The following is a 26,443-nucleotide window of genomic DNA, read 5'->3' on the forward strand; positions in this document are numbered from 1 at the left end:
AATGTTTACTTCATGAAGATCCATTCCCGCAACTGCATGGGCTACTTCACCCATGAAACGGGCTTCCATGGCTGTAAAGAGGTCAGTGACAACACCTTTACCGGCAGCGACACCGGACAAGATCTCTCGTCCGCTGACTGTATCCGTAATAGCCTGAGCTGCCGTCTCCAGTAAGCACATGACTGTGCAGGGACCTGCTAAAGTGTAATACTGATTTCCCAAGATCAGATGGGTATTCTCTTCAATGGCACGAGCTGCGTGACCAGCAACGGCAAGAGCCTCTCTCGTCGTTGTTATGCCCCAGCGCACGTGCACCGGCCCATCCAGATGCCAGGTGGCCTGTAACATTACAAATGAGTTTAAAGTTGTAGCGACATCAACGATTGTGGTCTCTTCCAGGCCACCTGCGTATCCGCCGAAGATAGGCATCTGTTCTACCATTACGTTTACACCAGCTGTAGCGTAATGTGCTCCAACAACCAACGCACCTACGTCGATTTTGAGCTCATTCAGCTGAGAAACCTCATGTGAATCAGATGGCCTCATGCCGCCTTCAAAGTCAGCAGATATGACCCCTGCGGCACTTAATGATGTCTCATTGCCCTACGTTCCCATGCCTTTGCGTCCGGCTCTGAGCTGTGCCTCGCGCACTTGTAAAGCCTCTGAACGCACAGCCATTATCTCCCACGGAGAACCGGGCGACGGGTCCTTACCCATGACAGTCTGCAACACACCGTCAACCATCGCATCTATGATCCGTTCTTGTGCATAGGACTGGTGGATTGCCAGGAATAGTTCCTCAGAACAGGGAGAACCAGTTGGGCCACCCTGAATAACGGGAGCTTTGGGCGAATCATAACTCCTTGGCACCACATTTATAGCCTCTTTGCCTTCACCGTACGTGAAATGGTCCGGTGCGGCTTTAATGGCATGGAGCACCTCATCCTTTGTGTACTTGATTACCCGTCCGGTATCCATGCAGTAAATGCCGCACTCAACCAGCATCTCCAAACCTGCATTAAACAGCTTGTCTATAAGTTCTTTGTCCTCCGGAATAATTGTTTTTTTGTCCATTTTTATTCCGTATTTATCTTTTAATATTCGGGCGGTCTGCGGTATTAATTTGAAATCCCAATCTTTTTCGTTCATTTTTGGTCCGGTCTTTGCCCGATCATATACGTCAAACACCGTAACGTTTTTCCCTATTGCATTCATCAATTATGCACCTCTTTTCTTGGCAATCAAGTCTTTGGCCATTGCAGCTACCTCTGAAGCCGTATCGGTGTAACCGTCTGCTCCGATTTCATTACACCACTTTGCAGATACGGGAGCGCCTCCGAACATGACGATGTATTTATCACGAATTCCGTCTTCCTTGAGAGAATTGATAATTTCCTTCATCGACGCCATTGTTGTCGTCATAAGGGCGGAACCGCAGATAAGATCCACGCCGTATTCTTCAGCCTTTTCGATAACTAACGAAACCGGCACGTCGCGTCCAAGGTCAAATACTTCAAAGTTGTTTGCCGAAAACATTGTACTTACTATGTTCTTGCCAATATCGTGAATATCGCCCTGCACTGTGTGAATAATTACTTTACCACTGGAAGCATTGTTTTTCTCCTCGGCAGACATTGAACTCGTCAAGATATTGACAGCGGTTTCGAATGCCTCGGAAGCCATCATCAAATCAGGAACAAAAGCCTCGCCTACATCGAACAAGTCACCCATAACCGCCATGCCTTTCGAGAGGCCCAAGCTGATACACTCCAACGGATCAAGGCCTGCTTCAATGGCCTCATTAGCTGCTTCTTCTGCTAAATCGGGGTCCATTTCCACAATCGAATTTTTGAGTTTTGCATAAATATCTTCGCTCAAGTGTGTTTCTCCTCCTTTGATAGAATTTTTCTTTTGCTAGAATACTGACTCATTACAAACAAGCTAACGATATGATTGATTTAACACAAGATTGTTTTAATGCCAAGCAATACCCCTAAAGCTATAAATGGCAATAAAAAAAGAGCCATAAATATTTGCGACTCCATTGTTTGCATATCACTTCGTCTTGTCTGTCTTCTGTGCCAAATCTATATGCAAATTATAAGATACCGTTCCTTAGCTTCAAAGATACAATTTTAGAATTTTTTCGGGATACAATTCCCAACGGTCTGTGTCTGTCGATTAAACAATGTAGCTTTTTCACTTAGTCAATGAAGAATACACTTTGGACGATTTCATTGCCGAAGAAATTGTATCCTGAAAATCCTTTCAAATTGTAGCTTCACAATTTTTAGACCATGATTTATACTTCTTTAAAATCAACAAGAAACTCATCACAGCAAAGACAAAGACGCTGTACCAGCTTATCGGAAGCGTCTCTTTGTATAGAAAGCCCTGCATTTGACGCGGGGTTCGGTGGATGAATGTTCATTTCAAAACGTCAGGAGGATACAAAAATGGGCAAAGAATTACTAATGAAGGTGTTGAATCACGAGGATACTAACGGACAGATCCCATGGATTCCTTTCGCGGGTGTCCATGCAGGAAAACTAAAAGGTTATTCAGGAAGAGAAGTCTTAACTGATTCCGCCAAATTAATCGAAAGTCTGCGGGAAGTATACAAGCTTTATCAACCGGACGGTATGCCAATTACATTTGACTTGCAACTAGAAGCCGAAATTCTTGGTTGTGAGCTTATGTGGGCTGATTACAACCCCCCCTCCGTTGTGTCTCACCTGTTCGACAAAGAAAAAGGGATTCCCTGCAAATGCAAATTCCCGACTCCGGAATCTGGACGGATACCCGTTGTTTTGGAAGCAATGCGCGTGATGAAAGAAGAAATTGGCGATAAAACCGCGCTTTACGGGTTGATCTGCGGACCATTGACACTCGCTTCGCATCTTCGCGGAAGCGACTTTTTTAAAGATATTAGAAAAGATCCTGATTACGTCGTACAGCTCACGTCCTTTTGTGCCGAGTATGCTCAGAAAATGGCCGACTTATATATTGATGCTGGCATGGATGTGATCGCTGTCGTTGACCCATTGGTCAGCCAGATTTCCCCGAAGGTATTTGCAAATCTGATGCACGAGCCGTTCAAAGCTGTCTTTGACTATATCCGTTTGAAGGGTGTAAAGTCTTCTTTCTTTGTGTGCGGGAATGCTTCTTACCAAATAGAAGTCATGTGTGAGACCTATCCGGATTCCATGGCTGTCGACGAAAACGTCGATATGGTTTCCGCCAAAGCGATTACGGATCGTTATAACATTGCGCTGAGCGGCAACATTCCGCTGACAACCACCATGCTTTTCGGTACCCAACAAGATAATATAAAGGGCGTTCTGGATTTGATCGATAGCATCGACAACAAACACAACCTCATTATCAGTCCCGGCTGTGATATGCCATATGATGTGCCTCTGGAAAATACAGTTGCCTGTGCTTTGGCTGTCCATCATCCTGATGACGCCCGTGCCATGGTTGTCAACTATTCCGCAAGCGACTTTGACCAGATTGAAATCGAGATTCCCAATTACTCAGGCATGAATAAAGTATATATCGAACTGTTCACGCTGGATCCAGAACAATGTGCCGCCTGCACTTATATGGTGAAAAGTGTAACCGATATTTTTGATGAGATTAAAGATATGGCTGACTATATTGTTTATAAGTACTTTATCAAAGAGGACATTGCCAGAACCGCTAAAATGGGACTAAAAAATCTTCCCACTATGTGCATTGACGGTGAAAGTGTGTACATTTCCATAATTCCCGACGGAGACGAATTGATCGCCGAGATAACCAAACGCTACAATGCAAAGCACAACAAATGAGAAGTGCCGATTAATATGTCTGAGATGGAAAGAATGATGCTTTATGACACAACTGATCCTGCTTACAGGCTTTCTGGGTACGGGAAAAACCACGCTTATGGAGCGCCTGCTTCATTACTATAAGGACAGCCCAGTGGGGGTTATCGTAAACGAATTCGGTGAAATCAATATCGATGCCCGTTTGCTAGAAAAAGACGGGATTATTATGCGTGAGTTATCCAACGGCTCAATATTCTGTGCCTGCATCAAAGAGAACTTCATCAAGGCTCTTATCGATATGTCGTCCCAAGGCTTCGAATATCTGTTTATCGAAGCATCCGGACTGGCAGATCCTGGTAACATGCAGCAGATTCTGCAGGTGATCGACAAATACACTGTTCATTCGTACCACTATTCAGGTTCCATATGTGTTTTGGACGGCGAAGCTTTTCTTGAATTGAACGATCTTCTTCCGGCAGTAGGTCACCAGTTGACCCATGCTGGGGTTGTTCTTGTAAACAAAGAAGATCTGATTTCTTCCGCAATTAAGGCCGAAATCCAGGCAGAAGTACGGAATGCCAATACCCATGCCCCTATATATTTTACCAGTCACTGCAATATCGATATCAATACATTAGTAATGAATTTGCAGCCCTCAAAATCGGCGAGCAAAGACAGCACCAATACGCCGGAAAACAGGCCGCAGACATTTATCATCAAGGTTCTGCCATCTATTACAATGAAAGAACTTCAGGGTTTTCTAAATTTCATTGCGCCCTTTACTTATCGTATGAAAGGTTTTGTAACCGTGGGAGATACCAATTATTCTGTGAGCTGTGTGCGCTCTCATATGATGATCATGCCATGGACCAGAGATATTCCATCTTCTGAAATAGTACTTATTTCCGCTGTTGGGATAGGCTTGACAGGGGCCATAGCTAACGCGATAAAAATGAATGCCCCCAAATCAATAAAGATATGATGAAATATGCATATGCATCGCCCACTATTAATTCAAGTTTCCTTCGATTTTTAGTGCGTAATTTTGCGTAATGCCTTATAAGGGATTGGAGGAGTTTCTTGCTATATATGAGAAATATTAGATTGTCAATAGTTATTTAATTTCTATCTGGTATAAAAAAAGTAATGTGTGACATGTAAAAAAACATGCTAAAGAGAAAGACTAGGGAAAAAACAATGTGTACAGACTAAATAAAAGGTCATTTTAATAGGTGAAATAGCAATTGAGGAGGAAATAAATCGATGTCAAAAGTACCTCAACCCACGTTTCCGGCTCAACATCAAGATCAACAACCTGGACTTGAATCCTTGATGAATCCGTTACCAATCGCGGAAGATGCAATGTACGTGGGAAATAATAAGTTAAATGGAAAAGTCGCCATAATTTCTGGAGGAGACAGTGGAATTGGTCGTGCTGTGTCAATCGCTTATGCTAAAGAAGGGGCCGACATTGTGATTGCCTATCTCAATGAACATCAGGATGCGCAAGGGACGAAAGGACGAGTGGAGGCATTAGGGCATCGTTGTCTGATATTAGCAGGAGATATCGGAAACGAGACCTTTTGTCAGCAAGTGGTCGATCAGACGATTCAGACGTATGGGAAACTTGATATTTTGGTCAACAATGCCGGAGAGCAGCATTCGCAAAACAGTTTGCTGGATATAACGAGTGAACAGCTTGAAAGAACATTTCGAACCAACATTTTTAGCTATTTTTACTTAACTAAAGCGGCCCTTCCCCATCTTAAATCAGGAAGTGTGATTATTAATACGGCATCGATTACGGCGTATGAGGGACACGACCAATTGATCGATTATTCCGCGAGTAAAGGGGCTATTGTTTCCTTCAACCGCTCTCTGTCAGAATCACTCTGTAAATTGGGGATTCGCGTCAATGGTGTAGCGCCAGGTCCGATCTGGACCCCTTTAATTCCTGCTAGCTTTCAGGCGGATCAGGTGGCGACCTTTGGAAGTACAACCCCCATGCAACGGGCCGGGCAACCTAAAGAGTTGGCACCAGTATATGTTTTTTTAGCCTCGAGTGATTCTTCTTATATGTCTGGGCAGATGCTTCATGTCAATGGGGGCACAATCATTAACAATTAAACTACTACTCGACTAAGGCGAGATCGTAGAATTTAGAAATCTACTCTTGATAAATTAATTGAAGAAAGCCAACAAGAGCAGGATGGTTCAATATCCTGTGCTTTTGTTGGCTTTCTTCTAGGTTGATTTAAAATGACAGAATAGTAAACTCTTTTGGTTAATATTAAAAAGATTTTTATAAGTCAAGAACGCGGAGCCCATAACATGATGGATACACCGATTAGACATACAGCAGATCCAATCCAATCATAGATATCTGGAGCTTTATGATCGATCCCCCAACCCCAAAGAATCGCCAAAATGACAAAAACACCCCCGTAGGCTGAATAGACTCTTCCGAAGTTAGGAAATTTCTGTAGCGTTGGTATTATACCGTAAACTATGAGGATTAATCCCCCAATTATGCCATACCATAACGGTCTTGATTCTCTAAGCCAAAGCCAAATTAAATAACCGCCGCCAATTTCGGCTAATCCTGCTAAGATAAATAAGGATATTGCAATAAACATAACATAAATCTCCTTCTGTTCATAAGAAATATTGGAAGAATATAGCCAATATAGTAAGTATATCATGATTAGTTTTAATATATAATTCATTCATTTATACTTGACGCTTATGTCCTTTTTTAGCTTATAGTTTGATATTGATCCGCACAAATTGCCAAATTTGTGATTAAAGTCACGTCTTGTTATTTATATATTAATTATAATGATCGAAGGGTTAAATGCTTGCCGCTAAGCATGTGAGTTTTGGGGGCTTGAGTAATTTAATATTGATTAATTTTATTCCATTAGCGTTTACATGGTTGAAAGGGGGACCTTATGAAATCAAGCAATTTTAAGCAGCTTACGATTCGAAACGCTGTCCAAATACTGTTTGCGGCTGTCGTGCTTTATATTGGAATAACCTTTGTGGTGTTTCTCGAACAGGTTGCCAATGACTCAATAACTAATGTATCCCGACCTGCCGGAGTTGAGGCTTTTTTGCCGATCAGTGCCTTAGTTGGTTTGAAAGCATGGATCTCCACGGGAAACTTTGACCCTATCCATCCAGCGGGTCTAGTTATTTTCTTGGCGGCCATCATTTTATCTCTATTGCTTAAAAGGACCTTTTGCTCATGGATCTGTCCGATTGGGACACTTTCTGAAGGACTGGCGAAAATCGGAAAAATGATCTTTGGTAGGAATTTCAAAGTTCCAAACTGGTTGGACTATGTTCTTAGATCGATTAAATACATTCTATTGTTCATCTTTGTCTCATTGATCTTATTTGGAATGAGTGGGGCAGACGCAGTGGCTTTCATGAATACGCCTTACAACATGGTATCGGATGTTAAAATGCTGAGATTTTTTCAGAGCTTAAGCATTGTAGGGATGTCAGTTATTGGTTTTCTTGTCCTACTTTCGATTCTCTTCGAAAATTTTTGGTGCCGCTATCTTTGCCCATATGGTGGACTTTTAGGGCTGTTTAGTACACTCAGTCCGTTTAAAATTACACGCAATATGCAGTCTTGCATACAGTGTGGGAAATGTACAGCAAGTTGTCCGAATCGGATTCTTGTTGAAAAAGCAGGTCAGGTATGGTCTCCAGAGTGTACGGGTTGCTTGAGCTGTGTGCAGCAATGTCCAGTTAAAGAGACTCTGACGTTTCAAGCCGTATCAGGTCAGAGATCTCTTACCTTAAAACACTTAGCTCTTGGTGTTCTGGGTCTATGGATTTTGATCATCGGTGTTGCAATTCTCACAGGACATTGGGAGTCAAAGATGTCGATGGATGTGTATAGACGACTCCTGCCTGTGATTGATCAAATTGGGCATTGAACTGGACAACCATCTGTTTATAAGCAGGTGGTTGTTTTTTATGAGTTAAGTTAATTTTGACTTATTAAAGTAGTAATAAGTCGAACTCAATAGAAAATTCAAAAATTATTAAGTCTTAAATCAATGGATTGTTAGGAATAACAAAATAAATTTGGTTAGATATATGCTAAATAGGTGGAAGGGTTTATGCTTTGAAAAATTAACGCAAGGTATACTATCTGACTCGGATTTTTGGCACGCTAATTGCATTTTGCAATTTGTTAAGACTAAATCTGTGAGGTGATAATGTTGGAGTTTGATGGGTCGAAAATTAATAAGTTGTACAGGCAGGATACCGGGCTAGTTTTTGTCTTTATACTATTTGTTTGGGTGGTTTTAGGTTTCGTTTTAATGAGCGTTGCTAGATTGGCAGTGAGTGATTTGATTCGGAATGTTGCTTTAGTCGCTGGGGTTGTCGCTGGAATTTTCGTGACAAGTTCTTTAGTTGCTGTATTAGTTCATCTAAAGAAAAATCGCATTGCCCTATATAGCGAAGAATTGCAAAATACAGTGCCAAGCAGTCTTAAATGACCGGCTATGCCGGAGGTGAAATATTCTGGATGCAATGCCTAGATATTGAGGCTTGCTTAAGAAGGAGAATGAATATTGAAAGCGGATAAGGAGAAAAAACCTGTCAACAGTCCCTTGATGGAAGTATTTGACGTTATGTTCATCATGGTATTGTGTTTTGTTATACTTCTTTCAACTATGTTGATGAGAGGTAAGGTGTTAGTGGGTTCGGGGTCCACCGGGGGGATGGATTATTCCTTCAATTTGCCGATTTTCTTAATGCTTGTTTCAGCCTTAGGAATCTATTTATTCTACGTGTTTTCTAGTTCTAATAAGGAACTTAAAGCCATGATTAGTTATCTTTACAAAGAAGTTCATAAAAAGGTTAGCTAAAGCAAAATTCTAGGATGGAGGTTACACAACCGTGAATATATGGGGAATAATGAACTGGGTTGCCTGGGGGCTTTGCGCAATCTTGTTTGTAATTATGGCACAAGATTTTATCCGTGTTGAAACGAACCGCAAAGGAGGGGGCAAGTCTTGAGTGATTCAGTGGGCGTTCAACAGGAGCAACATCTTTCAAAAGTCCTGGGTCCGATGCATATATGGGCACTGGGAGTCGGTATTGTTCTAGTCGGAGAATTTATGGGCTGGAACTTCACAGTCGCAAAAGGAGGCTCGCTGGGAGCTATTATCGCCTGTTGGGTCATCGGAATTCTTTATATATCCTTAGTAATGATTAACACCGAGATCGGGTCAGTCATTCCTGAAGCTGGTGGGCAATATGCAATGGCTAAATATCTTCTCGGGCCCCTAGCTGCTTTTAACGTGGGACTAATGCTGGTTTTTGAATACGTCATGCTTGAAGCGGCAGATGCCTTGGTGGTCGGAGCAATTTTGCAATCGATTAATCCGGCGATTCAGAGCTTGCCTTATGTAATTTTAACGTTATTATTGTTAACATATCTTAACTATCGAGGGGTTTATGCAACCTTAACCCTTAATTTCTTCATTACAGCGATTGCCTTTGTTACTATCTTCGTTCTTCTTTTCTCAACGAAGTTTCATATCCCTTCGCAAAGCATTCTCAGGCTCTCCGAACTAACCAACGGATTACCCTATGGCTGGATTGGGGTTGTAGCAGCTCTTCAATTTGGAATTTGGTTTTTTCTGGGAATTGAAGGAACTGCTTTAGCCGCTGAGGAATGCCGTTCAACCGCTCGCTCACTTCCCATGGGTACCTTGATCGGAATGGTAACTTTACTGGTCGGGGCCACTGTAACTTGGTTCGTCTGCTCTGGTTTGGTCGAGGCAGGTACTCTCGGCGGGTCTGTTTACCCCCTTTATGAAGCTGCTCTGGCAACAAAAATGTCAGGGGTCATTGTCGTGATGTTTGTTGGTACGATTTTAGCTTGTATGGCGAGCGCGAATGGATGTATCAATGATGCTAGTAGGGCTTGGTTTTCGATGTCAAGAGATACCTTGATTCCAAGTGCCTTTTCAGCGGTCCATCCAAAGTATAAGACTCCTTATCGGGCAATTTTGTTTCTGCTTCCCATATCGATTGCCTTTGGTTATACTGGATTGTTGGATCAGGTTATTACTTTTTCGATCCTTTCGGCCTTGCTGGTCTATTTATTCATGGGATACATGATGTTTAAATTCCGAAAGATGTATCCCATGGGCTCGATTGAACGTGGGTATGTCGCTCCTTGGCATCCTCTTCCTGCACTGATCTTACTGGTACTGACTTTAACGACGTTAGGCGGAATGTATTTCGGGTATTGGGTGAATGTCTTAGCAGGTTTACTATTTTACTTTTTGGCTTCTCTGTGGTTCACCTTGCATCGCTATAAATTTGTAGATACAAAGGCTTTTCTCCAGGCTGGATCTAGTCGCTGGCCTAGACCTCGTGGGTACTAAGGGATGATCAGGAGGAGGCTTCGATTGCCACATCAAATTCCTATCATAGCTGCTATGATCATTCCAGGTTCAGGCTATCTCTTTTTAGCGAGGCCCATGCGTGGGTTAGTGATGCTATTTTGGATGTGTATCTTTGGCTACATTACTTTTCAATTAACTTCGCCTGAAATTTCCGTGATTGGTAGATATTCTGGAGGAATCGCTGTTTGGGTAATTTCTGTTCTCGAGGTATATCACATGACAAGAAAAAAGCGAGTGAGTTATTCGAGATGAGAGAACCCTAATTACAAGTCATTTATGAGTTAAGAATGACTGAAAAAAGTCCTTCGTGACTTGAACTATTGAGAAAACTAAGATAAGTTAACCTAGGAGCATGGTTAATCTTCTGCCAATTTTCTGCTTAAGCTTCAGTTTGCCTGAACAAACTACGATGGTTATCCTAGAAATTCTAGGGAAGATGCTATCTAGGGTCGCTTGTGGAAACAGTTGCTGAAAATTGCAGCTAAAAACAATTATGTTTAGGTGCTTAAAAGTAGAATTTGGCACAAAATTTGCATAATATAAAAATCGTGTTCCAGTGAAGTTCTAGAATCCATTATACATGGGGGGTAGATCGGATTGATCGCGTGGACTCTAAATCCGCGTAGACGGGTGAAACTCCCGTACTCCTCGCCAATAAATTCTGGAGGTAAGCTGATTGAACATCACATGGACGCCGATCCAAAAACAACGATTACAAGAACTTAATGCCAGCGAAGCCCAGCGAGAAATGTGTTTTGAGTCTCCGCAAGCGCGCGACAGAGCTTTTCAAGAGCAAGAACATCTTTTGGTGCTCGATGGAAAGCAGCGTTTATTGGAACTGCGGGATATTAAGAAACGACCCTCTATATGTCTTCTCGAACAGCAACTCGTTGAAGCTTTGACTAAGCAAGGATTCGTACAGGTGGTCACTCCGACGATAATCTCCAAAGCATCCTTAGCTAAAATGTCAGTCTCTGAGGATCATCCGCTTTTTGCCCAAGTATTCTGGCTTGATGCAAAGCGGTGTTTACGTCCTATGCTGGCGCCCAATCTATATACACTCTGGAAAGATTTATTGCGTTTATGGGAAAAACCGATACGCATCTTCGAGGTCGGGACTTGTTACCGGAAAGAGTCTAAGGGTTCTCTACATTTAAACGAGTTTACGATGCTTAACCTGACAGAACTGGGTTTACCAGAAGATCAGAGACATCAACGCTTGGAAGAACTTGCATCTTTGGTCATGGATACCGTCGGTATTGCCGATTATCAGTTGGAATTAACCTCGTCCGTTGTTTATGGAGATACCTTAGATGTTGTTAAAGGTATCGAGTTAGGTTCAAGTGCTATGGGTCCCCATGTATTAGACGACCAGTGGGGGATTATTGATCCATGGGTTGGGATTGGATTTGGTTTAGAACGTCTATTAATGATGAAGGAAGAATCTCAGAATGTCCAGAGTATGGGAAGAAGCCTTACTTATCTTGACGGAGTACGCTTAAACATTTAAGGGCTGATCGACAATATTACCAATCTCAGTAAATCCTTGATACTTAGGGTGTAGGATGCTAAAAAAGTGCAATTAGTGAATGGGAGGATTTATTGTCTATGCATGAACAAATTATGATCGAACCCGCTATCTCTTTGGAGACTATTGGGCGAGTTTACAAAATGATCAGTGAGATCCCTTATTTTTCGAACTCAAGAATTAATGTGATTGAGATTTTACCCGGAGGAATAACAAACAGTAACTATAAAGTTACGATCGACGAAGTGACCTATGCTGTAAGGCTTGCTGGAGTCGGAACCATAGAGTATATAAATCGCCCTGCTGAAAAACACAATGCGCAGGTCATGGCAGATATGGGGATAAGCGCCACGATTATTTATTACGACGAAACTACTGGGAATCAGGTTTGCAAATATATTGACGATAGTAAAACGTTGCATGGTGAAGATTTCAAGGATGAGAATTACCTCATTTTGGCAGCCCGAGTTTTCAGGAAATATCATGACGGTAATATAGAATTTTACTGCGATTTTAATCCATTAAAAGAAATTGATGCTTATATAAAACTACTTGCTGACAAGAATTACGGATTTTATGAAGGCTCAGAAACAATGGTCCAAAAGATTGAAGAAATTAAAGAGTTGTTTAAAAAGAACCCCCCTCCTAAGGCTCCTTGTCATAATGATCCTCTTCCCGTAAATTGGTTGGATGACAAAAAGAACTTCTACCTAATTGATTGGGAGTATGCTGGGACGAACGATCCCATCTTTGATTTAGCAGCCTTATCTATCGAAGCTGAATTTACTGAAGAACAGGAGCAATTTCTCTTAACACAATATTTTGGCGGGAAACAGACAGAGCAACAATTGGGTTCCCTCGTTATTAATAAATTCCTGTGCGACGTTTTATGGGCTTATTGGTCTATCCTTCAAATTGCCATGGGCAAACCAAAGGAAGAGTATTGGGAGTACGGGTTAAATCGCTTTAATCGAGCTTATGATTTAATTTATAATGGAAGTTTAGATCGCTCAATTAAAGCTAATCAATAGGGCTCAGTGTCTTGGACTATCTGCAGACCTTTTAGTAATATATTGTTGCAATTAGGGCAAAGGATTAATTAGTCTATAAGTTGCATTGGAGGATATAGTTTTATGCATGAGATAACTTTGATTGAGCCCTCTATCTCATTGGAGACTATTGGGCGAGTCTATAAACTGATTAGTGAGATCCCAAAGTTTTCAAATTCGAGAATTAGTGTTATTGAAATTTTACCTGGTGGGTTAACGAACAGTAACTACAAAGTTACGATAGATGAAGTAACCTATGCGCTAAGGCTTGCTGGAGCAGGAACAATGGAGTACTTAAATCGCCCAGCTGAAAAGCACAATGCTCAAGTTATGGCTGATATAGGAATTAGCGCGCCCATTATTTATTATGATGAAACAACAGGAAATCAAGTGTGTAAGTATATTGACGATTGCAAAACTTTACACATCAAGGATTTCCAAGAAGAAGCACGCTACTTGAGTATGGCAGCACATGTTTTTAGAAAATACCATGACTCAAATAAAGAATTTATCTCTGACTTTAATCCCTTAAAAGAAATCGAAACCTATATTCAATTATTAGCAGAGAAAAACTTTGCCTTCTATGAAGGTGCAGAAACCATGCGGGGAAAAATTGAAGAACTCAGAGTGCTCTTTAAGAATAATCCCCCGCGCTTAGCACCTTGCCATAATGATCCACTATGCGAAAACTGGTTGGATGATCAGAAGAACTTCTACTTAATTGATTGGGAATATGGCGGTATGAATGATCCTTTGTTTGATTTGGGAGCGCTCTCCATTGAGGCAGAACTCACGGATGAACAAGAACGCTTTTTCTTAAAGGAGTATTATGGCGGGGAATTAACAGAGCAACAACTAGGTTCCCTAATTATTAATAAGTTCTTATGTGATACTTTATGGGCCTATTGGGCCGTACTACAAATCGCTATGGGTAAATCGAGAGATGAGTATTGGCCGTATGGATTGAATCGATATAACCGAGCGTATGCCTTAATTCATAATGGTAGTTTAGACCGATCTATTAAAGCGAATCAATAAGATTCTTTCTTGGTTCGGATCTTGTTAACTATATGACTCAACTACCTCTCTAATCTCAATATCTCAATATCTCAATATCTCGAAAACCTCAAACATCTCGTCAAGAAAGGGTCCAGTGCTATCGACACTGGATCCTTTCTTAATTATTTAAGTCAATAAAGATGCAGACTTTTCTTTATCACTAGGGATACCCTGCCTGCTGTCGAAAGAGATCCAAAAGAATAAATCAAATATTCAATCCGTAATGACAAGATGGATTAAAGCAAGGTTTATATTTATTGCGGTTGTATTAACTTAAGAATATAATAAGTTAAAAATGTTACTAGGGGAGGTAGTATCTAATATTATCGCGCACTTAAGTCGGAGTTTGCAGATAAACTTCGTGGGTAGGAGAGACGTCTAAATCCTTGCCTATGTTTCGGGGTACCAAAGGGTACCCTTTTAATTGTGTGAGTTAATAATGACTTAACAGAGTGCTGATGGACTTGAATTAATCCATATTTTCACTAAGATTTAAAAATTAATACTCGACTATTTCCACCGAAATGGAGTAAGGTTTTGCGGATAGCCTTAGTGTGCGTGGGTTTCAGGGATCGAGAAAGAGAATCTGATAACAGCCGACAAATATTTATCTCTTGGCATAGAATTTGCATCATTAAAGATTAGGAGTTATAGAAATGATTGAACAAAAAGAAGGTGATTTGATGTTAGATTGTGCAAGCTCAAAGTTAGACGTGATTCTAGAAAAAGCGGCTCAAGAGAACCCTTTAAGCAGAGACGAACTTTTGTTTTTGCTGACGTTGTCTGAAGAAACAGATCTTTCAAAAGTGTTTAACGTTGCCCGCCAGCTTCGGACCCGCTACTTTGAGGATAAAATATTTATATACGGATTTGTTTATTTCTCAACCTATTGTCGCAATGAATGTGCTTTTTGTCTGTATCGTAAGTCAAATCACTCTCTAGAACGATATCGTAAAACGGATTTAGAAATCATGGAAACAGCTTTAAGTCTCGTGGAATCGGGAGTTCACTTGTTGGATTTAACCATGGGAGAAGATCCGTATTATTTTGACAAACAAGAGTCAGGCTTTGAACATTTGATAAGAACTGTAGAACTGATTAAAAAAAGCACAGAGATTCCGATTATGATCTCCGCAGGAGTTGTTTCGGAGGAGGTACTACGCGAGTTTAAGGCAGCCGGCATCGATTGGTATGCTACCTATCAAGAAACCCATAACCCTGATTTATATCATAAACTAAGACTTGGACAAAGCTATTCTGAACGCATGGAAGGAAAAAAGTCAGCCCACAAGTTAGGTTTTCTTATTGAAGAAGGGTTACTGACTGGGGTGGGTGATACGGACGAAGACTTGGTAGATTCGCTGGAGGCTATGAAAAGTTTAGGAGCGGATCAAGTACGGGTTATGAGTTTTGTTCCGCAGGAGGGCACTCCTATGCACCGCTTCACTTCGGTAGCTCCATATAGAGAGTTACTAATCATCGCTATTATGCGTTTAGTCTTTCCGGATCGCCTGATTCCAGCTTCCTTAGATGTTGATGGTCTTAAGGGTTTAGCGGATCGCCTTGACGCTGGGGCTAATGTTGTAACCTCGATTATTCCTCCCCAGTCTGGCTTGGCTGGAGTGTCTAATCAATCCCTGGATATTGATGACGGAAATCGAACGGTAAGTAGAATTATTCCGGTACTAGCTCAGCACGGGCTGGTTCCGGCAAGCAGAGATGAGTATGCTGACTGGGTCCTGAAGCGTCAAAATCGTTCATAATTTCCTTGGGGAGGAGCATTAGCATGAGGGTTGTTGTTGTTGGGGGTAAGCTTCAGGGAGTTGAGGCGGTCTATCTGGCCAAGAAGGCTGGATGGGAAGTTGTCCTAGTTGATAAGAATTCTTGGGTTCCGGCGTCTGAACTTTGTGATCAGTTTCATTCAATTGATGTCACAAAAGTTGTAGAGTGGATACCTTTTCTAAAAGATTTTGATCTGATCATTCCAGCTTTAGAAAATCAAGTCGCTTTAGATAGTCTTGTAAGAAGTGCCAAATATGCCGATGTGCCTTTGATGTTTGACGAGAATGCTTATGCCATCTCATCTTCGAAAATTAGGTCTAATGAATTATTTGGTCGCCTGGGAGTACCTGCACCAATCCCTTGGCCGGAGTGTGGTTTTCCCCTGATCGTAAAACCTTCTGGAGCAAGTGGGAGTGAGGGGGTTGTCAAACTCGAGAGTAGTCAAGAATTTCACCGCTTATTTGAAAAAGGTATGAAGGATTGGGTCATAGAGGAATACCTGGAAGGTCCATCATATTCACTGGAGATTATCGGTTTTTCTGGAGTTTATAAAGTCTTACAAATCACAGAATTGCAGATGGATCAAGTCTATGATTGCAAACGAGTTGTGGGTTCGGCCCAATTATCAGATTCGCTGAGGGAAGAGTTTGAGCAGATCGGATTAAGTTTGGCCAAGAGCTTAAATCTGAATGGAATTATGGATGTTGAGACGATATTACATAGAGGACAGCTGAAAGTTCTAGAAATAGATGCTCGGCTTCCCAGTCAAACTCCTATCGCAGTTTATCATGCTACTGGGATTAACATGTTAGAAATCCTCGGTCAAGCCTTTGTCCTTAATAAGTCTTGGTCTGCCTTTGAGATTATTGAAAAGTGCGGTGCAATTCTAGAACACATTCAAGTAGGCTATGACTGTCTCGAAGTTTCTGGCGAACATATTATGGCGGGTGTTGGACCGCTCTATCTTTATCCGGATTTCTTTGGAGCTGATGAAGCACTTACCAACTACTCACCAGGTAAAACGGAGTGGGCAGCAACCCTTATAATCACAGGTTTAGACTTAAAAGAGGCGTGGAATAAGCGCTGCGCAGTCATCCAAGCGATCCGTAAGGAATGGGGTATTCGACATTATCTTGACCGATACCCAGTCTATGAAGAGAGCGTTAAGCATACTAAAAGCGCTTCAGGGAGTTGACAATATTGACACGACTTAAGGAAAAGGATATTAACCAAATCGCCGAAACCTTAGTGGTTTATAATAACGATCTCGTGAGAATGACGGGATGTACTTTAAAGGAAATAGCTGCCCAGGCTTCGGGCAAAAAGATCGACTACCTCGATAGACAGAATCCCCTTGTGGCGGTAGTACCCATGACCTGTGGTCAGGGAATTATCGAAGGATTTTCAGAATCAGTGGCCAGCATTATTACTTATCTGGGCTTTAGGACTGTTATTACAAACAACAGCGACGCTGGGGGTGTTGCTGAAGCAGTTCAAGAGGGTGCGGAAATCTTATTCATGGCCGACGATCATCGGTTTGTAGCGATTAATCTTAAAACAGGCAAGGTGTCTGATAACGGCGATGCGACTGGTAAAGGTTATGTTACAGGCCTTAAGCACATGTGCCAAGGGCTTGAAGGTAAGCACGTGTTGCTCCTAGGGGCTGGTCCAGTAGGAAACAGTGCTGCTTTAACCCTTGTCCGTTATGGAGCGCTGGTAACTGTTTTTGATATAGATTTATCTGCTAGTCAACGTCTGAGGGGTGTAATCGAAGAGTTAGGTTATAGCGTTCAGGTAGAGACTGACTTGGAGAGCGCCTTAGCAAGACATCAGATTTTTGTGGATGCTTGTCCAGCTGAGAATGTTATAGAGCTAAGGTATATTTCGAAGAATACAAAAATTGCAGCACCTGGAATCCCCTTAGGAGTGCAGGGATTAGGGGTAGAGCAACTACTTACTGATCGGTTGCTGCATGATCCGCTGCAAATCGGAGTAGCCACTATGCTAGGGGAAGTTTTGTAACTGTCTTGTGCGTAGCAAAGTAAGTTGGTTTCACTCGAATCACAGGAATCTTAGGATGGATTGGAGTTGAGATAGATGTCGGTAGATTCGTCAAAAAAGCGTTATTATCGTAAAAATGTAGATTTCTTCAAGTTTGTTGAGAAGCTCAAATTATGGCCTTCAAAAAGTGGGACGTTGCATGGTATTAAGAGCATGACGATTAGAGGGAATCGCGCCGAAATCATAACTCATTGCAATGAATCATTCATGATTTACAATTCTAAAAATAGCCGGGCTGCTCGTTGCCTTAGAAACAAATTGTTCTTTAGGGCTTGCGGTACATGCAAAATTCCGAACTGGAAATTGGTAAAATACTCAGCAACATTTGTCAACCAAAACTACGGGTCCCGTTTATAAATTCTAATTCAACTGTTTTTAAGGCTCAGAAAAGAACAGTGTTTGTATAGAAGGTTACTTTAGTTGATAATGCTTGTTCTTACCTTTGGCGGTAGGCGGGCTTTATTATTAAGACCATTACCTGGGGCGCGAGGTTTGCACAGGTAAGTGGGCTAAATCAGATTTTTGGTTTGTTATGAATACCTAAAAAGAGGAGGAAAATTAGGAATGGCTAACTATGCGGATCTTGCAAAAAGTGTTATCGAGGGACAAAAAGATCAGGTTTTGGATCAGGTTAAGGCCCTGATTGCAGCGGGTAACAATCCACTGGAAATCGTAAACGAAGGCTTAATTGCTGGTATGAACGTTGTAGGTGTCCGCTTCAAGGCTGGGGATATGTATGTTCCAGAGGTACTCATGGCTGCAAAAAGTATGAGTAGCGGTCTGGAACTGGTGAAACCGTTAATTGCCGCTGCTGACCAAAAAAGCAAAGGCAAAATTCTGCTTGGCACTGTTAAGGGAGACCTTCATGACATCGGCAAAAACTTAGTCGGTATGCTGATCGAAAGTGGCGGGCTGGAAGTTATCAACATGGGAGTCGATGTCTCAGCTGAAGACTTTATTGATGCCATTATTGAGCATGAACCTGATATTTTAGCACTGTCCGCGCTGTTAACCACAACGATGCCTGCTATGCAAGACATTATTGAAATGTTGGAAGAAGAGGAGCTCAGAGACAAAGTGAAAGTAATTATTGGTGGAGCTCCCGTTTCTCAGGAATATGCTGACACCATTGGTGCGGACGGTTATGGAGCAGATGCCGGCTCAGCTGTAGAACTTTGCAAGAGACTTCTGGCGTCCAAGTGAACTCGTTCAGCTGAAGCTGAACATCGAGTCTTCAGATGGGGACTCTACCCCACCTGAAGTTTACGAAGAACCCACCCCCACTTATAGAAGTGAGGGTCTTGAAAACAGGATAAAGATTTAGTGCGAAATTAAAAGGCCATTTAAGGGGGTGGTTTGTCCACACAAAATGGATTTTAGGTCTACCATTTATGTTTCTTTTAATAGTCCTTAAACTATATGGAGGTGAGTTTTTTGACATTCAGAGGTATACACGCTGGTTCCACCCGCATGGAGGGGATCGGGCTGAATATGTTTACCAACGATGAGCTGTATGATGTCCATTTAGCGACCTTGGACCTTCTATGGGATGTTGGGGTAAAGGTGGAAAGTGAAGAGGCACGAGAGATATTCTATAGTGCTGGATGTACCCTTGACCGTACTACTAATATTGTGAAAATTCCTGCGTTCTTAGTGGAGGACGCCATTCGCTCGATTCCTAAGACCTTTAGAGCATGTGGCAGAAAACGCGAGAATGACTGGCTCAATGAAGGGAATCGGACCGGATTTGTTAACTTCGGTGAAGCTATCCGGATGATTGACCCTTATACTCGGCAGCTTAGAAAACCCTTTAAAAAAGACGTGGATGATGTAACCCGCTTCTGTGAAGCGATGGATCAAATTATCGTCTTTGAAAGGGCTTTAGGTCCTTCGGAAGTAGACCCAGACGTTGCGCAAGTGCATATTGCCGAATCGTTCTATAACTATTCTACCAAGCATGCTTATATCGGGATGAATCGTCCTGAAAACATGCGAGCAGTCGCCAAAATGGGCTATCTTGTTTCCGGTGGCGAAGATAAATTCCGACAAAGACCCCTTTTCTCACAAAGTACAGACCCAGTCGCCCCCCTTGTCCATGCTAAGGGTGCAACTGATACTCTACTTCAAGCAATTCGCTTGGGCGTTCCGGCTAAAATTAACTCCATGGGATTAGCTGGCGGGACGACTTGTGTTAACCTTGCCAGCACTCTTGTGACCCATAATGCCGAAATTCTCAGTATGTTTGTTTTGGGTCAGCTGGAAAAGAGAGGGTATCCCATGGTCTATGGAACTTCCACGACCATGATGGATTTGAGAACAACCGTGGCCTGCGTAGGAACTCCAGAGCTTGCTCTCTTTAGCGCAGCTTGTGCCAAACTTTCTCAATTCTATAATATCCCTGTCTGGGTCGCCGGTGGCTAGACGGATAGTAAAGTACCTGATGCCCAAGCAGCCCATGAGTTTACCCTGACCGCCTTATTACCAGCGTTAGCAGGCGCTAACATGATATATGGTTTGGGGATGCTCGAAGGTGGCCTAACTTGGGACTATGCTCAAATGGCTATGCAGAATGAAATGGCTCGTATGATTTTGCATACCATTAAAGGTATTCCGATAAGTGATGAGAAAATGGCATTGGAAGTTGTCCGTTCGGTAGGTATCGGCGGAGAATTCATTAGCTGTGATCACACTTACGCGCATTACAAAGAGCTATCCAAATCTGAATTGTTAGATCGCAGGAATCGTGAAAACTGGGAAGCAGCTGGCAGTAAGGATATTGTCGAAACTTCTTATGCTAAATCCATCGATATTCTTGAGAACTACGAAAATCAGAATCCCCTTTCAGAAGATATCCAACGCCAGTTGAAAGACATTGTTTTAGAAGCAGAAGCTGAAACAACAGAAATCAAGGCGAAGGAAAAAGAAGCTAGAAGACGACCTAGAAAATCGAAATTCTAACCACATAACAATAGTAGCAATGTATTTATGAAGAAAGAGTCGGTATATAGTATCGGCTCTTTCACTTCTTTCACTTCTTTGACTTACTTAAGTTAAAACTGACTCGATATAGGTGTTGGTTATAAGGCGTATAAACGTAATTACTAGGGATAGGGCATTCAATCGGGTTTTATATAGATGGCACAGTTTTTGCATTAAGATATACAAGCCGGTATTTTTTGACTATTCAATAATATTTCTGGAGTATTGAGTAGATTATTTTGCTAAAGAGGGAAGGTGAGAGTTTAATCAAAATTGAATAGGAGTTGAAGAAGCGATTCCATTGTAATTCAATATCGAAGGAGTGACAATGAATGGGTTATGCTGATGTAAGTCCATTGTGGTACTGGTTAGTTTTTATTGCCTACATTGTATTTCTAATCGCCGTAGGTCTGAATGCCTATAAAAAGCAGAAAGCTACTTCTAGTGCGGAAGAAGAGCATAATGATTATTGGATCACAGGTCGTAGTCAACCAGCCTATATGGTGGGTATGTCTGTAGCTTCCGGTTGGATGCTAATAGGTATGATCACCTGGATGACGTGGGCCACCTACGATCTGGGATTATCCGGATTATGGGTCGTGGCAATACCGTGGTTTCTCTCAAACATTTGGCAATTTTTAATGGCTCGTCCATTAAGAAGGATTAAGGCTATCTCCCAATGCCAGATGCTGGAAAAGCGTTTCGGACTGCCTGCTAGGATCCTTTCTGCTCCCATTAATATCTTTTCTTATACTATCTGGTCGGCTGCAGAACTTTATGCTGCATCATTAATCATGGCTCCGGCTCTGGGAATATCAATCGAGGCAATGATTATTATCTATGCAATTCCAATTGCCATGTATATGTGGATGGGTGGTTTCAGGTCAGTCATCAATGCCAATGTCGTTCAATTCTTCATGGGTGCAATTATTTTGATTGTCACCGCAGTTGCTATCTACTTAACAGCCGATGGCATTGCGACTGCTCAAGGTACCACGGTTTGGGGTATGCTGCAAGCCCAGCCTGTCGTTAACAGTCTTGCCTATCCGGTTGACGCGGCTAAGAATTCAACCAGCTTTTTCGCCTATGTTTCCTTATCATTCCCCTTGATTGTCATGCTTGGACTGGTACCGGGCTGGGCTGCTGCAGAAGATTTCTGGCTTAAAGCGCAAGCTGCTAGAAGTACAGCTGAAGCTCGTCGAGGTGGACTATATAGCATCGCTTTCAATACCTTTATTATCGTTATCCCCGCTGCAATAATTGGTCTTTTGGGTCTAATCGTGTTCCCGCCTGAAACAACAGACGGCGTCGTAGCTGCTGCTGCTGTTCTGGGAGATAAAGGTGCATATAACATAATTTCAGCGTACATCAATACCTATATGCCTCCTTTGTTAAAAGGACTGCTGATTTTCTTATTGTCAGCTCATACGATGTCTACGGTAGCCAATTACAGCAATATTACGGCTATGAACTTATCGTATGATGTTTTGCAACCTCTGGTATACAAGAAGAGGAACTGGTCTGATGCTAAGATTGTTAAATGGTCGCGCTTGGTTACCGTGTTCATGATTGTCCTCAATATTCTTCTGGCCTTACTCTATAACAGCCCAGTCGTGGGAGCGACTCTCAATGACGCCTACTTCTTGTCGTCAGGGTTGCTTACAGCCGGTGTCTCCGTGATGCTTTATGTATTATGGTGGAAGCGTGCTACACTTTTAGGTGTAATGTTAGGTGGATTATTCGGCACCATAGGAACCTTTACCTTCTTCATTCTGGAATACAAAGTATGGGAATTCTCTTATAACACGCCAGTTTGGGACTGGATATTCGGTGCAGGAGCAATGGCTAACTCCTACTTGGGTTACTGCGTCGTCGGTTTGGTTTGCGGTATAGCTGGTGTATTAATTGGTACTTTCGCATCCCCACCGCCGTCCAAGGAACTGCTTGCTGCTATCTCAGATAAGCCTATTGATAACAATGAAGAGTTCTTTGCAGGGATGCACCTGTAAGCTACCCGAAGATTTAGGATTAAGATTTGGATATAGATAAAAATGGCTAAGGAATCATTCCTTAGCCATTTTACAATATTAATAAAGTTGTAATACGTTGCCTAAATCGATATAATTTTTTAAATGCTAACAATTTATTAACTCTATCATGAGAGGAGTTTTAAAAAATGCTGACAGCTGATTTTTCGAGATTTGTACTTATTCCCTTATTCGTTCTTAATATGGGCGCAATGGTGATCACATTATATCTCAAAAAGAAGATTAGACCAGAATTTTCAGGGAATCTTAATAAACTTTTTTTTGTGGAAAATATTATTGGCTTAGTCTGCGCAATAGCCTTAGGTTATATTGCTTTTTTTGTTAATTAAGTGTGTGTATTCAATATAGAATTTAGAATTTAGAATCAATCCGTCGTTTTAAGGTCATTTTCCTCAGAAGGAAAATACTTTCGTATCAAACGACTGGCTTTGCTTTGACTAATATCCAGGGATTTGGCGACTTCATAGGAACTTCCCAACTCTTTATAGGCTTGTAAGATGAGGTTTTTTTCCACATCACATAAAGCATCTTCAAGAGAAAGCGGTTTGCCTGAGAAGGACGGCATCTGGTCGATCGGATGATTTATTGAAGGGTGAAAGGATTTAGGCAAATCATATTCATCAATAACCTTAGCCTGGGTGATGACGGTTAAGCGTTCAATAATATTTTCCAGTTCTCGAACGTTGCCTGGCCATGGGTATTCAACAAATATATCGTAACATCTCTCGCTAAATTCGTGGTCTAGTTTATATTTTTGATTAAATTTTGCCAGTATTTCTTGGGCTAAAGGAATAATCTCTTCTTTCCGTTCTCTTAAGGGGGGAAGTACGAGCTCAAATATATTTAAACGGTAATATAAATCTTCTCTAAAATCTCCATTCGCGATCATGGTTTGCAAGTTGCGATTCGTTGCCGCTATTACTCTGCAATTGACATGTTGAATCTCGCGGCCTCCTACTTTGAAGTATTGATTTTCATGGAGTACTTGCAAAAGTTTTGCTTGCATACGAGGGGAAAGTTCAGCGATTTCATCTAGGAAAAGGGTACCGTCATTAGCCAATTCGATTAAACCTATGTTTCCCTTAATATTGGCTCCAGTAAAGGCTCCTTTGGAATAGCCGAACATCTCGGCTTCCATGAGTTCGGATGGAATTGAAGCGCAGTTTACTGTAATAAATGGGCCGTTTTTGTTTGGGCTGTTATTGTGAATATATTTAGCCATATGTCCTTTACCAGAACCGGATTCTCCAAGCAAGAGAACCGTTGAATTCACCGCAGCGATTCGTCGAACAAGTGCCAGAAGGGATTCCATTATTGAACTTTTGCATACAAACTCGGGGATCTTCGTTTCTTTCTCGCGAAGGACAGCAACTTCCTTTTCATATCGTTTTAGTAACTGAATGCTTTTATCTAATTCATGTTTAATTCCTTCTGACTCAGTTACGTCTCTGGAATTTTCAATGATCAGTTCAATATTACCATCTGAGTCGAAGAGTGGAGTTGCTGTCGTAAGTAATGTTTTACCGGTACATGTTTTTTGCTCGAGGGTAATGCTCATTTTTTTATCGATGGCAATGGGGCTGACCCGAGGACCCCAATATTTTTTTTCTGAAATTTCTCTGGACTTTTTACCAATGATTTCGGAGGATGGTACACCGTAGTGTTTCTCACAGGCATTATTCACGTAAATGACAATTCCATTCGCATTGGTAACGTAAATCTCGTCGTGGGAATTGTCGAGAATTTTTTTAAGCGTGTAAAAATCTAACTCTTCTAGTTCAGTACTCATCCTGCTTACCCCCTATAATCAGTGTGTTTTTATATAGTTAATGCAACCTAATCTTTAGGCGAATTTTTTCAATGTTGAAATCATTTATCAACTTATGTTTCGACTTATTTCAGGAAAAACCTCTAAATTTCCACCTATTTGCATAGGATAATTATTTTATCATATAATGGTCTTTGAATCCGATATTTTTATTATTTGCGTAAAGTTTTTTGTTGATTCTGACTTAAAGAAGTCAATGCTGACTCGTTTTACAACTATTCTATCATGCACATTGAAAGAATTCTCTAAAAAATTTCACAATATAAGAATGTTTATATAAATCTTGGCTTATACTGATCAGTCCTGCTCCCCACTCTTGACAGTGGAATATTCCTAAGGCAACATATAACTAGACAAAAGGTATTAGTGGGGGTCTGGTCAAAATGCTCCAAGATAAGGAAAGTTCACTCTTTTTCTCAAATGATATGAAATCCGATGCCCAGGACATATTGATTACCAATCGTATTGCAGAGGACTTTTTGCGGAGCCAATACTTGAAGAAAAATTTAGATACAAAATCCTTATGGGTACTGGGTATAGGTACCACCATGGCCGGTCCGTTTATTGGATGGAATTGGGGCTTGGGCGAAGCAGGGCCGCTGGGTATGCTAGTAGCCTTGATTATTCTTTCTTTTTGCTATTTAGTATTCTTTTTGATTACAGCAAAATTATCCGTACTTTTTCCATACATCGGGGGGCCCTATGCGTACGTTAGACAAGGGTTAGGGTCTTTTGGGGCCTATTGGGCCGGGGTTCTAACTTGTTTCGAATTTATTGTTGGTACCGCGGTTGTTCTGGCAGCGTTCAGAAACTATCTAACGTTTTTTAACAGTGAGTATGCCACCTTGTTGTGTATCAGCATATTTATCTTACTCTTAGTTAATTTGCAACTATTCAGTGCTAGTCTTATGACATTTGTTCATTACTGCATTACTTGCTGTGCGCTAGGTGTACTTGTTATTTTCTTCCTGGGAACTTACGAAACTGTACAAAGTACTAATCTTTTAATAGCAGCACCTTCCTCTTTTGGGTGGCAAGGAATATTAAAAGCACTTCCATTTGTGTCATTATTTTTTTTAGGCTTGGAAACTATAACAATGACGGCAGAGGAAGTCAGATTCCCTGAACGGAGTATGCCTAGGGGGCTGTACATTGGGCTTTTGACGGCAGTGCTAATTAGTTTTAGTATCTGGTATTTTACCGTGGGGTCGGTTGATTGGCAACTTTTAGACGCCGGCGAATTTCCTTTGCTATTTACACTAGAACATGTTCAAAGTGAGGATCAAGTCCTGTTAAGCACCTTCACAGTTTTGAGTTCAGTCGGATTTATAGCCGCGCTGCAAGGGTTTATAAACGGTTATTCCAGACAAGTTTATGCGTTATCAAGAGGAGGATATTTCCCATCCTTTTTAAGTAAGCTCCATTCCACAAGGAAGACTTATTATTATGCAATTCTTGTTCCTGGAGCAATTAGTTTAGGCCTGTCCTACATGGTCCCGATCAAACTTCTAATAGTTGCGGCATTCAGTTCAGCTGTTTGTGTACATTTGCTGGTTATAATTTCTTTTATCAAAATTCGTAATTCAGAGCCGGAGTTTTTTTATTCGTATAGACGGGTTTATTATTCCTTCCTGTTATATATGATTATCCTCATATTGACAGGTATTTTATTTAGCTTAATTTATAATTATTTATTTGGGAATTGGAGAATAATAGTTTTTGCTTTGATTATTCTTAATTTCTATTATTTTAAATGGAGTCTTAAGAGTATTCGGCAAGAGGCACCCGAAGAAGCGGCAGCCGCATTAAAAATGAGACGAAACCGTATACGTTTTCTTAACTAGATTTAGTTTT

Annotated in this window: 22 protein-coding genes and 2 pseudogenes; 20 read left to right on the forward strand and 4 right to left on the reverse strand. The window is 41.4% G+C overall.

The window, feature by feature from the left end; genetic code table 11:
• A pseudogene (locus JL57_RS35840) lies at positions 1 to 1,215 on the reverse strand (monomethylamine:corrinoid methyltransferase); the annotation flags it as partial.
• Positions 1,216 to 1,218: 3 nt separating this feature from the next.
• Positions 1,219 to 1,878 carry a corrinoid protein gene (locus JL57_RS28245; protein WP_034145223.1) on the reverse strand — a complete coding sequence of 220 codons (660 nt, stop codon included), beginning with the start codon at positions 1,876 to 1,878 and terminating at the stop codon, positions 1,219 to 1,221.
• 578 nt (positions 1,879 to 2,456) lie between these two features.
• Here JL57_RS28245 and JL57_RS28250 point away from each other — a divergent pair.
• The 3 genes from JL57_RS28250 (at position 2,457) to JL57_RS28260 (ending at position 5,939) form a co-directional block, all read left to right on the forward strand.
• Positions 2,457 to 3,833, forward strand: a complete 1,377-nt coding sequence (locus tag JL57_RS28250; protein ID WP_034145224.1) for a uroporphyrinogen decarboxylase family protein — start codon at positions 2,457 to 2,459, stop codon at positions 3,831 to 3,833.
• A gap of 43 nt (positions 3,834 to 3,876) precedes the next feature.
• Positions 3,877 to 4,794 carry a GTP-binding protein gene (locus tag JL57_RS28255; RefSeq protein ID WP_034145225.1) on the forward strand — a complete coding sequence of 306 codons (918 nt, stop codon included), beginning with the start codon at positions 3,877 to 3,879 and terminating at the stop codon, positions 4,792 to 4,794.
• Positions 4,795 to 5,075: 281 nt separating this feature from the next.
• The gene (locus tag JL57_RS28260; protein WP_034145226.1) at positions 5,076 to 5,939 is read left to right on the forward strand and encodes an SDR family oxidoreductase; all 864 of its coding nucleotides are present in this window, start codon (positions 5,076 to 5,078) and stop codon (positions 5,937 to 5,939) included.
• Positions 5,940 to 6,121: 182 nt separating this feature from the next.
• Here JL57_RS28260 and JL57_RS28265 read toward each other — a convergent pair whose 3' ends face one another.
• The gene (locus JL57_RS28265) at positions 6,122 to 6,448 is read right to left on the reverse strand and encodes a YnfA family protein (protein ID WP_034145227.1); all 327 of its coding nucleotides are present in this window, start codon (positions 6,446 to 6,448) and stop codon (positions 6,122 to 6,124) included.
• 315 nt (positions 6,449 to 6,763) lie between these two features.
• Here JL57_RS28265 and JL57_RS28270 point away from each other — a divergent pair, with 315 nt between their 5' ends.
• The 16 genes and pseudogenes from JL57_RS28270 (at position 6,764) to JL57_RS28345 (ending at position 23,090) form a co-directional block, all read left to right on the forward strand.
• Positions 6,764 to 7,762 (forward strand): 4Fe-4S binding protein, encoded by a 999-nt coding sequence (locus JL57_RS28270; protein WP_034145228.1) that lies wholly within the window; start codon positions 6,764 to 6,766, stop codon positions 7,760 to 7,762.
• A gap of 285 nt (positions 7,763 to 8,047) precedes the next feature.
• Positions 8,048 to 8,332, forward strand: a complete 285-nt coding sequence (locus tag JL57_RS28275; protein WP_291300693.1) for a hypothetical protein — start codon at positions 8,048 to 8,050, stop codon at positions 8,330 to 8,332.
• A 75-nt stretch (positions 8,333 to 8,407) separates the two neighbouring features.
• Positions 8,408 to 8,704, forward strand: coding sequence for a hypothetical protein (locus JL57_RS28280; RefSeq protein ID WP_034145229.1), 297 nt, complete (start codon positions 8,408 to 8,410; stop codon positions 8,702 to 8,704).
• A gap of 147 nt (positions 8,705 to 8,851) precedes the next feature.
• Positions 8,852 to 10,234: an APC family permease gene (locus tag JL57_RS28285; RefSeq protein WP_034145230.1), complete on the forward strand. Its 1,383-nt coding sequence runs from the start codon at positions 8,852 to 8,854 to the stop codon at positions 10,232 to 10,234.
• A 24-nt stretch (positions 10,235 to 10,258) separates the two neighbouring features.
• Positions 10,259 to 10,507 carry a hypothetical protein gene (locus tag JL57_RS28290; protein ID WP_291300694.1) on the forward strand — a complete coding sequence of 83 codons (249 nt, stop codon included), beginning with the start codon at positions 10,259 to 10,261 and terminating at the stop codon, positions 10,505 to 10,507.
• 424 nt (positions 10,508 to 10,931) lie between these two features.
• Entirely contained in the window at positions 10,932 to 11,765 is an 834-nt protein-coding gene (pylSc, locus tag JL57_RS28295) for a pyrrolysine--tRNA(Pyl) ligase large subunit (protein ID WP_034145231.1), read from the forward strand.
• 98 nt (positions 11,766 to 11,863) lie between these two features.
• Positions 11,864 to 12,814, forward strand: coding sequence for a choline/ethanolamine kinase family protein (locus JL57_RS28300; protein ID WP_034145232.1), 951 nt, complete (start codon positions 11,864 to 11,866; stop codon positions 12,812 to 12,814).
• A 102-nt stretch (positions 12,815 to 12,916) separates the two neighbouring features.
• Positions 12,917 to 13,870 (forward strand): choline kinase family protein, encoded by a 954-nt coding sequence (locus JL57_RS28305; RefSeq protein ID WP_034145233.1) that lies wholly within the window; start codon positions 12,917 to 12,919, stop codon positions 13,868 to 13,870.
• Positions 13,871 to 14,547: 677 nt separating this feature from the next.
• Positions 14,548 to 15,654, forward strand: a complete 1,107-nt coding sequence (gene pylB / locus JL57_RS28310; RefSeq protein WP_291300695.1) for a methylornithine synthase PylB — start codon at positions 14,548 to 14,550, stop codon at positions 15,652 to 15,654.
• Positions 15,655 to 15,677: 23 nt separating this feature from the next.
• Entirely contained in the window at positions 15,678 to 16,868 is a 1,191-nt protein-coding gene (gene pylC, locus JL57_RS28315; protein WP_034145234.1) for a 3-methylornithine--L-lysine ligase PylC, read from the forward strand.
• 5 nt (positions 16,869 to 16,873) lie between these two features.
• The gene (gene pylD / locus JL57_RS28320; protein ID WP_034145235.1) at positions 16,874 to 17,695 is read left to right on the forward strand and encodes a 3-methylornithyl-N6-L-lysine dehydrogenase PylD; all 822 of its coding nucleotides are present in this window, start codon (positions 16,874 to 16,876) and stop codon (positions 17,693 to 17,695) included.
• A gap of 75 nt (positions 17,696 to 17,770) precedes the next feature.
• Positions 17,771 to 18,091, forward strand: coding sequence for a pyrrolysine--tRNA(Pyl) ligase small subunit (pylSn, locus tag JL57_RS35845; protein WP_291300696.1), 321 nt, complete (start codon positions 17,771 to 17,773; stop codon positions 18,089 to 18,091).
• Between the two features lie 207 nt (positions 18,092 to 18,298).
• Complete coding sequence (locus JL57_RS28325; RefSeq protein ID WP_034145236.1) at positions 18,299 to 18,937, forward strand: B12-binding domain-containing protein; 639 nt, start codon at positions 18,299 to 18,301, stop codon at positions 18,935 to 18,937.
• A 288-nt stretch (positions 18,938 to 19,225) separates the two neighbouring features.
• Positions 19,226 to 20,692 (forward strand): annotated as a pseudogene (locus JL57_RS35850) (trimethylamine methyltransferase family protein).
• A 353-nt stretch (positions 20,693 to 21,045) separates the two neighbouring features.
• Positions 21,046 to 22,722 carry a sodium:solute symporter gene (locus JL57_RS28340; protein ID WP_034145238.1) on the forward strand — a complete coding sequence of 559 codons (1,677 nt, stop codon included), beginning with the start codon at positions 21,046 to 21,048 and terminating at the stop codon, positions 22,720 to 22,722.
• A gap of 167 nt (positions 22,723 to 22,889) precedes the next feature.
• Positions 22,890 to 23,090 (forward strand): hypothetical protein, encoded by a 201-nt coding sequence (locus JL57_RS28345; protein WP_034145239.1) that lies wholly within the window; start codon positions 22,890 to 22,892, stop codon positions 23,088 to 23,090.
• Between the two features lie 35 nt (positions 23,091 to 23,125).
• Here JL57_RS28345 and JL57_RS28350 read toward each other — a convergent pair whose 3' ends face one another.
• Positions 23,126 to 24,550 carry a sigma-54-dependent Fis family transcriptional regulator gene (locus JL57_RS28350; RefSeq protein ID WP_034145240.1) on the reverse strand — a complete coding sequence of 475 codons (1,425 nt, stop codon included), beginning with the start codon at positions 24,548 to 24,550 and terminating at the stop codon, positions 23,126 to 23,128.
• 422 nt (positions 24,551 to 24,972) lie between these two features.
• Here JL57_RS28350 and JL57_RS28355 point away from each other — a divergent pair, with 422 nt between their 5' ends.
• On the forward strand, positions 24,973 to 26,433 hold the full coding sequence (locus JL57_RS28355; protein WP_034145241.1) for an amino acid permease: 1,461 nt from the start codon (positions 24,973 to 24,975) through the stop codon (positions 26,431 to 26,433).
• Positions 26,434 to 26,443 lie beyond the last annotated feature (10 nt).

It is taken from the genome of Desulfosporosinus sp. BICA1-9, from assembly GCF_000802135.1.

Coding starts and splice junctions, on each gene's coding strand:
- JL57_RS28345 (WP_034145239.1), top strand. CDS start 22,890: ATGCTGACAGCTGATTTTTCGAGATTTGTACTTATTCCCTTATTCGTT.
- pylC (WP_034145234.1), top strand. CDS start 15,678: ATGAGGGTTGTTGTTGTTGGGGGTAAGCTTCAGGGAGTTGAGGCGGTC.
- JL57_RS28305 (WP_034145233.1), top strand. CDS start 12,917: ATGCATGAGATAACTTTGATTGAGCCCTCTATCTCATTGGAGACTATT.
- JL57_RS28300 (WP_034145232.1), top strand. CDS start 11,864: ATGCATGAACAAATTATGATCGAACCCGCTATCTCTTTGGAGACTATT.
- JL57_RS28265 (WP_034145227.1), bottom strand. CDS start 6,448: ATGTTTATTGCAATATCCTTATTTATCTTAGCAGGATTAGCCGAAATT.
- JL57_RS28350 (WP_034145240.1), bottom strand. CDS start 24,550: ATGAGTACTGAACTAGAAGAGTTAGATTTTTACACGCTTAAAAAAATT.
- JL57_RS28275 (WP_291300693.1), top strand. CDS start 8,048: ATGTTGGAGTTTGATGGGTCGAAAATTAATAAGTTGTACAGGCAGGAT.
- JL57_RS28270 (WP_034145228.1), top strand. CDS start 6,764: ATGAAATCAAGCAATTTTAAGCAGCTTACGATTCGAAACGCTGTCCAA.
- JL57_RS28325 (WP_034145236.1), top strand. CDS start 18,299: ATGGCTAACTATGCGGATCTTGCAAAAAGTGTTATCGAGGGACAAAAA.
- JL57_RS28250 (WP_034145224.1), top strand. CDS start 2,457: ATGGGCAAAGAATTACTAATGAAGGTGTTGAATCACGAGGATACTAAC.
- JL57_RS28255 (WP_034145225.1), top strand. CDS start 3,877: ATGACACAACTGATCCTGCTTACAGGCTTTCTGGGTACGGGAAAAACC.
- pylB (WP_291300695.1), top strand. CDS start 14,548: ATGATTGAACAAAAAGAAGGTGATTTGATGTTAGATTGTGCAAGCTCA.
- JL57_RS28260 (WP_034145226.1), top strand. CDS start 5,076: ATGTCAAAAGTACCTCAACCCACGTTTCCGGCTCAACATCAAGATCAA.
- pylSn (WP_291300696.1), top strand. CDS start 17,771: ATGTCGGTAGATTCGTCAAAAAAGCGTTATTATCGTAAAAATGTAGAT.
- JL57_RS28340 (WP_034145238.1), top strand. CDS start 21,046: ATGGGTTATGCTGATGTAAGTCCATTGTGGTACTGGTTAGTTTTTATT.
- JL57_RS28355 (WP_034145241.1), top strand. CDS start 24,973: ATGCTCCAAGATAAGGAAAGTTCACTCTTTTTCTCAAATGATATGAAA.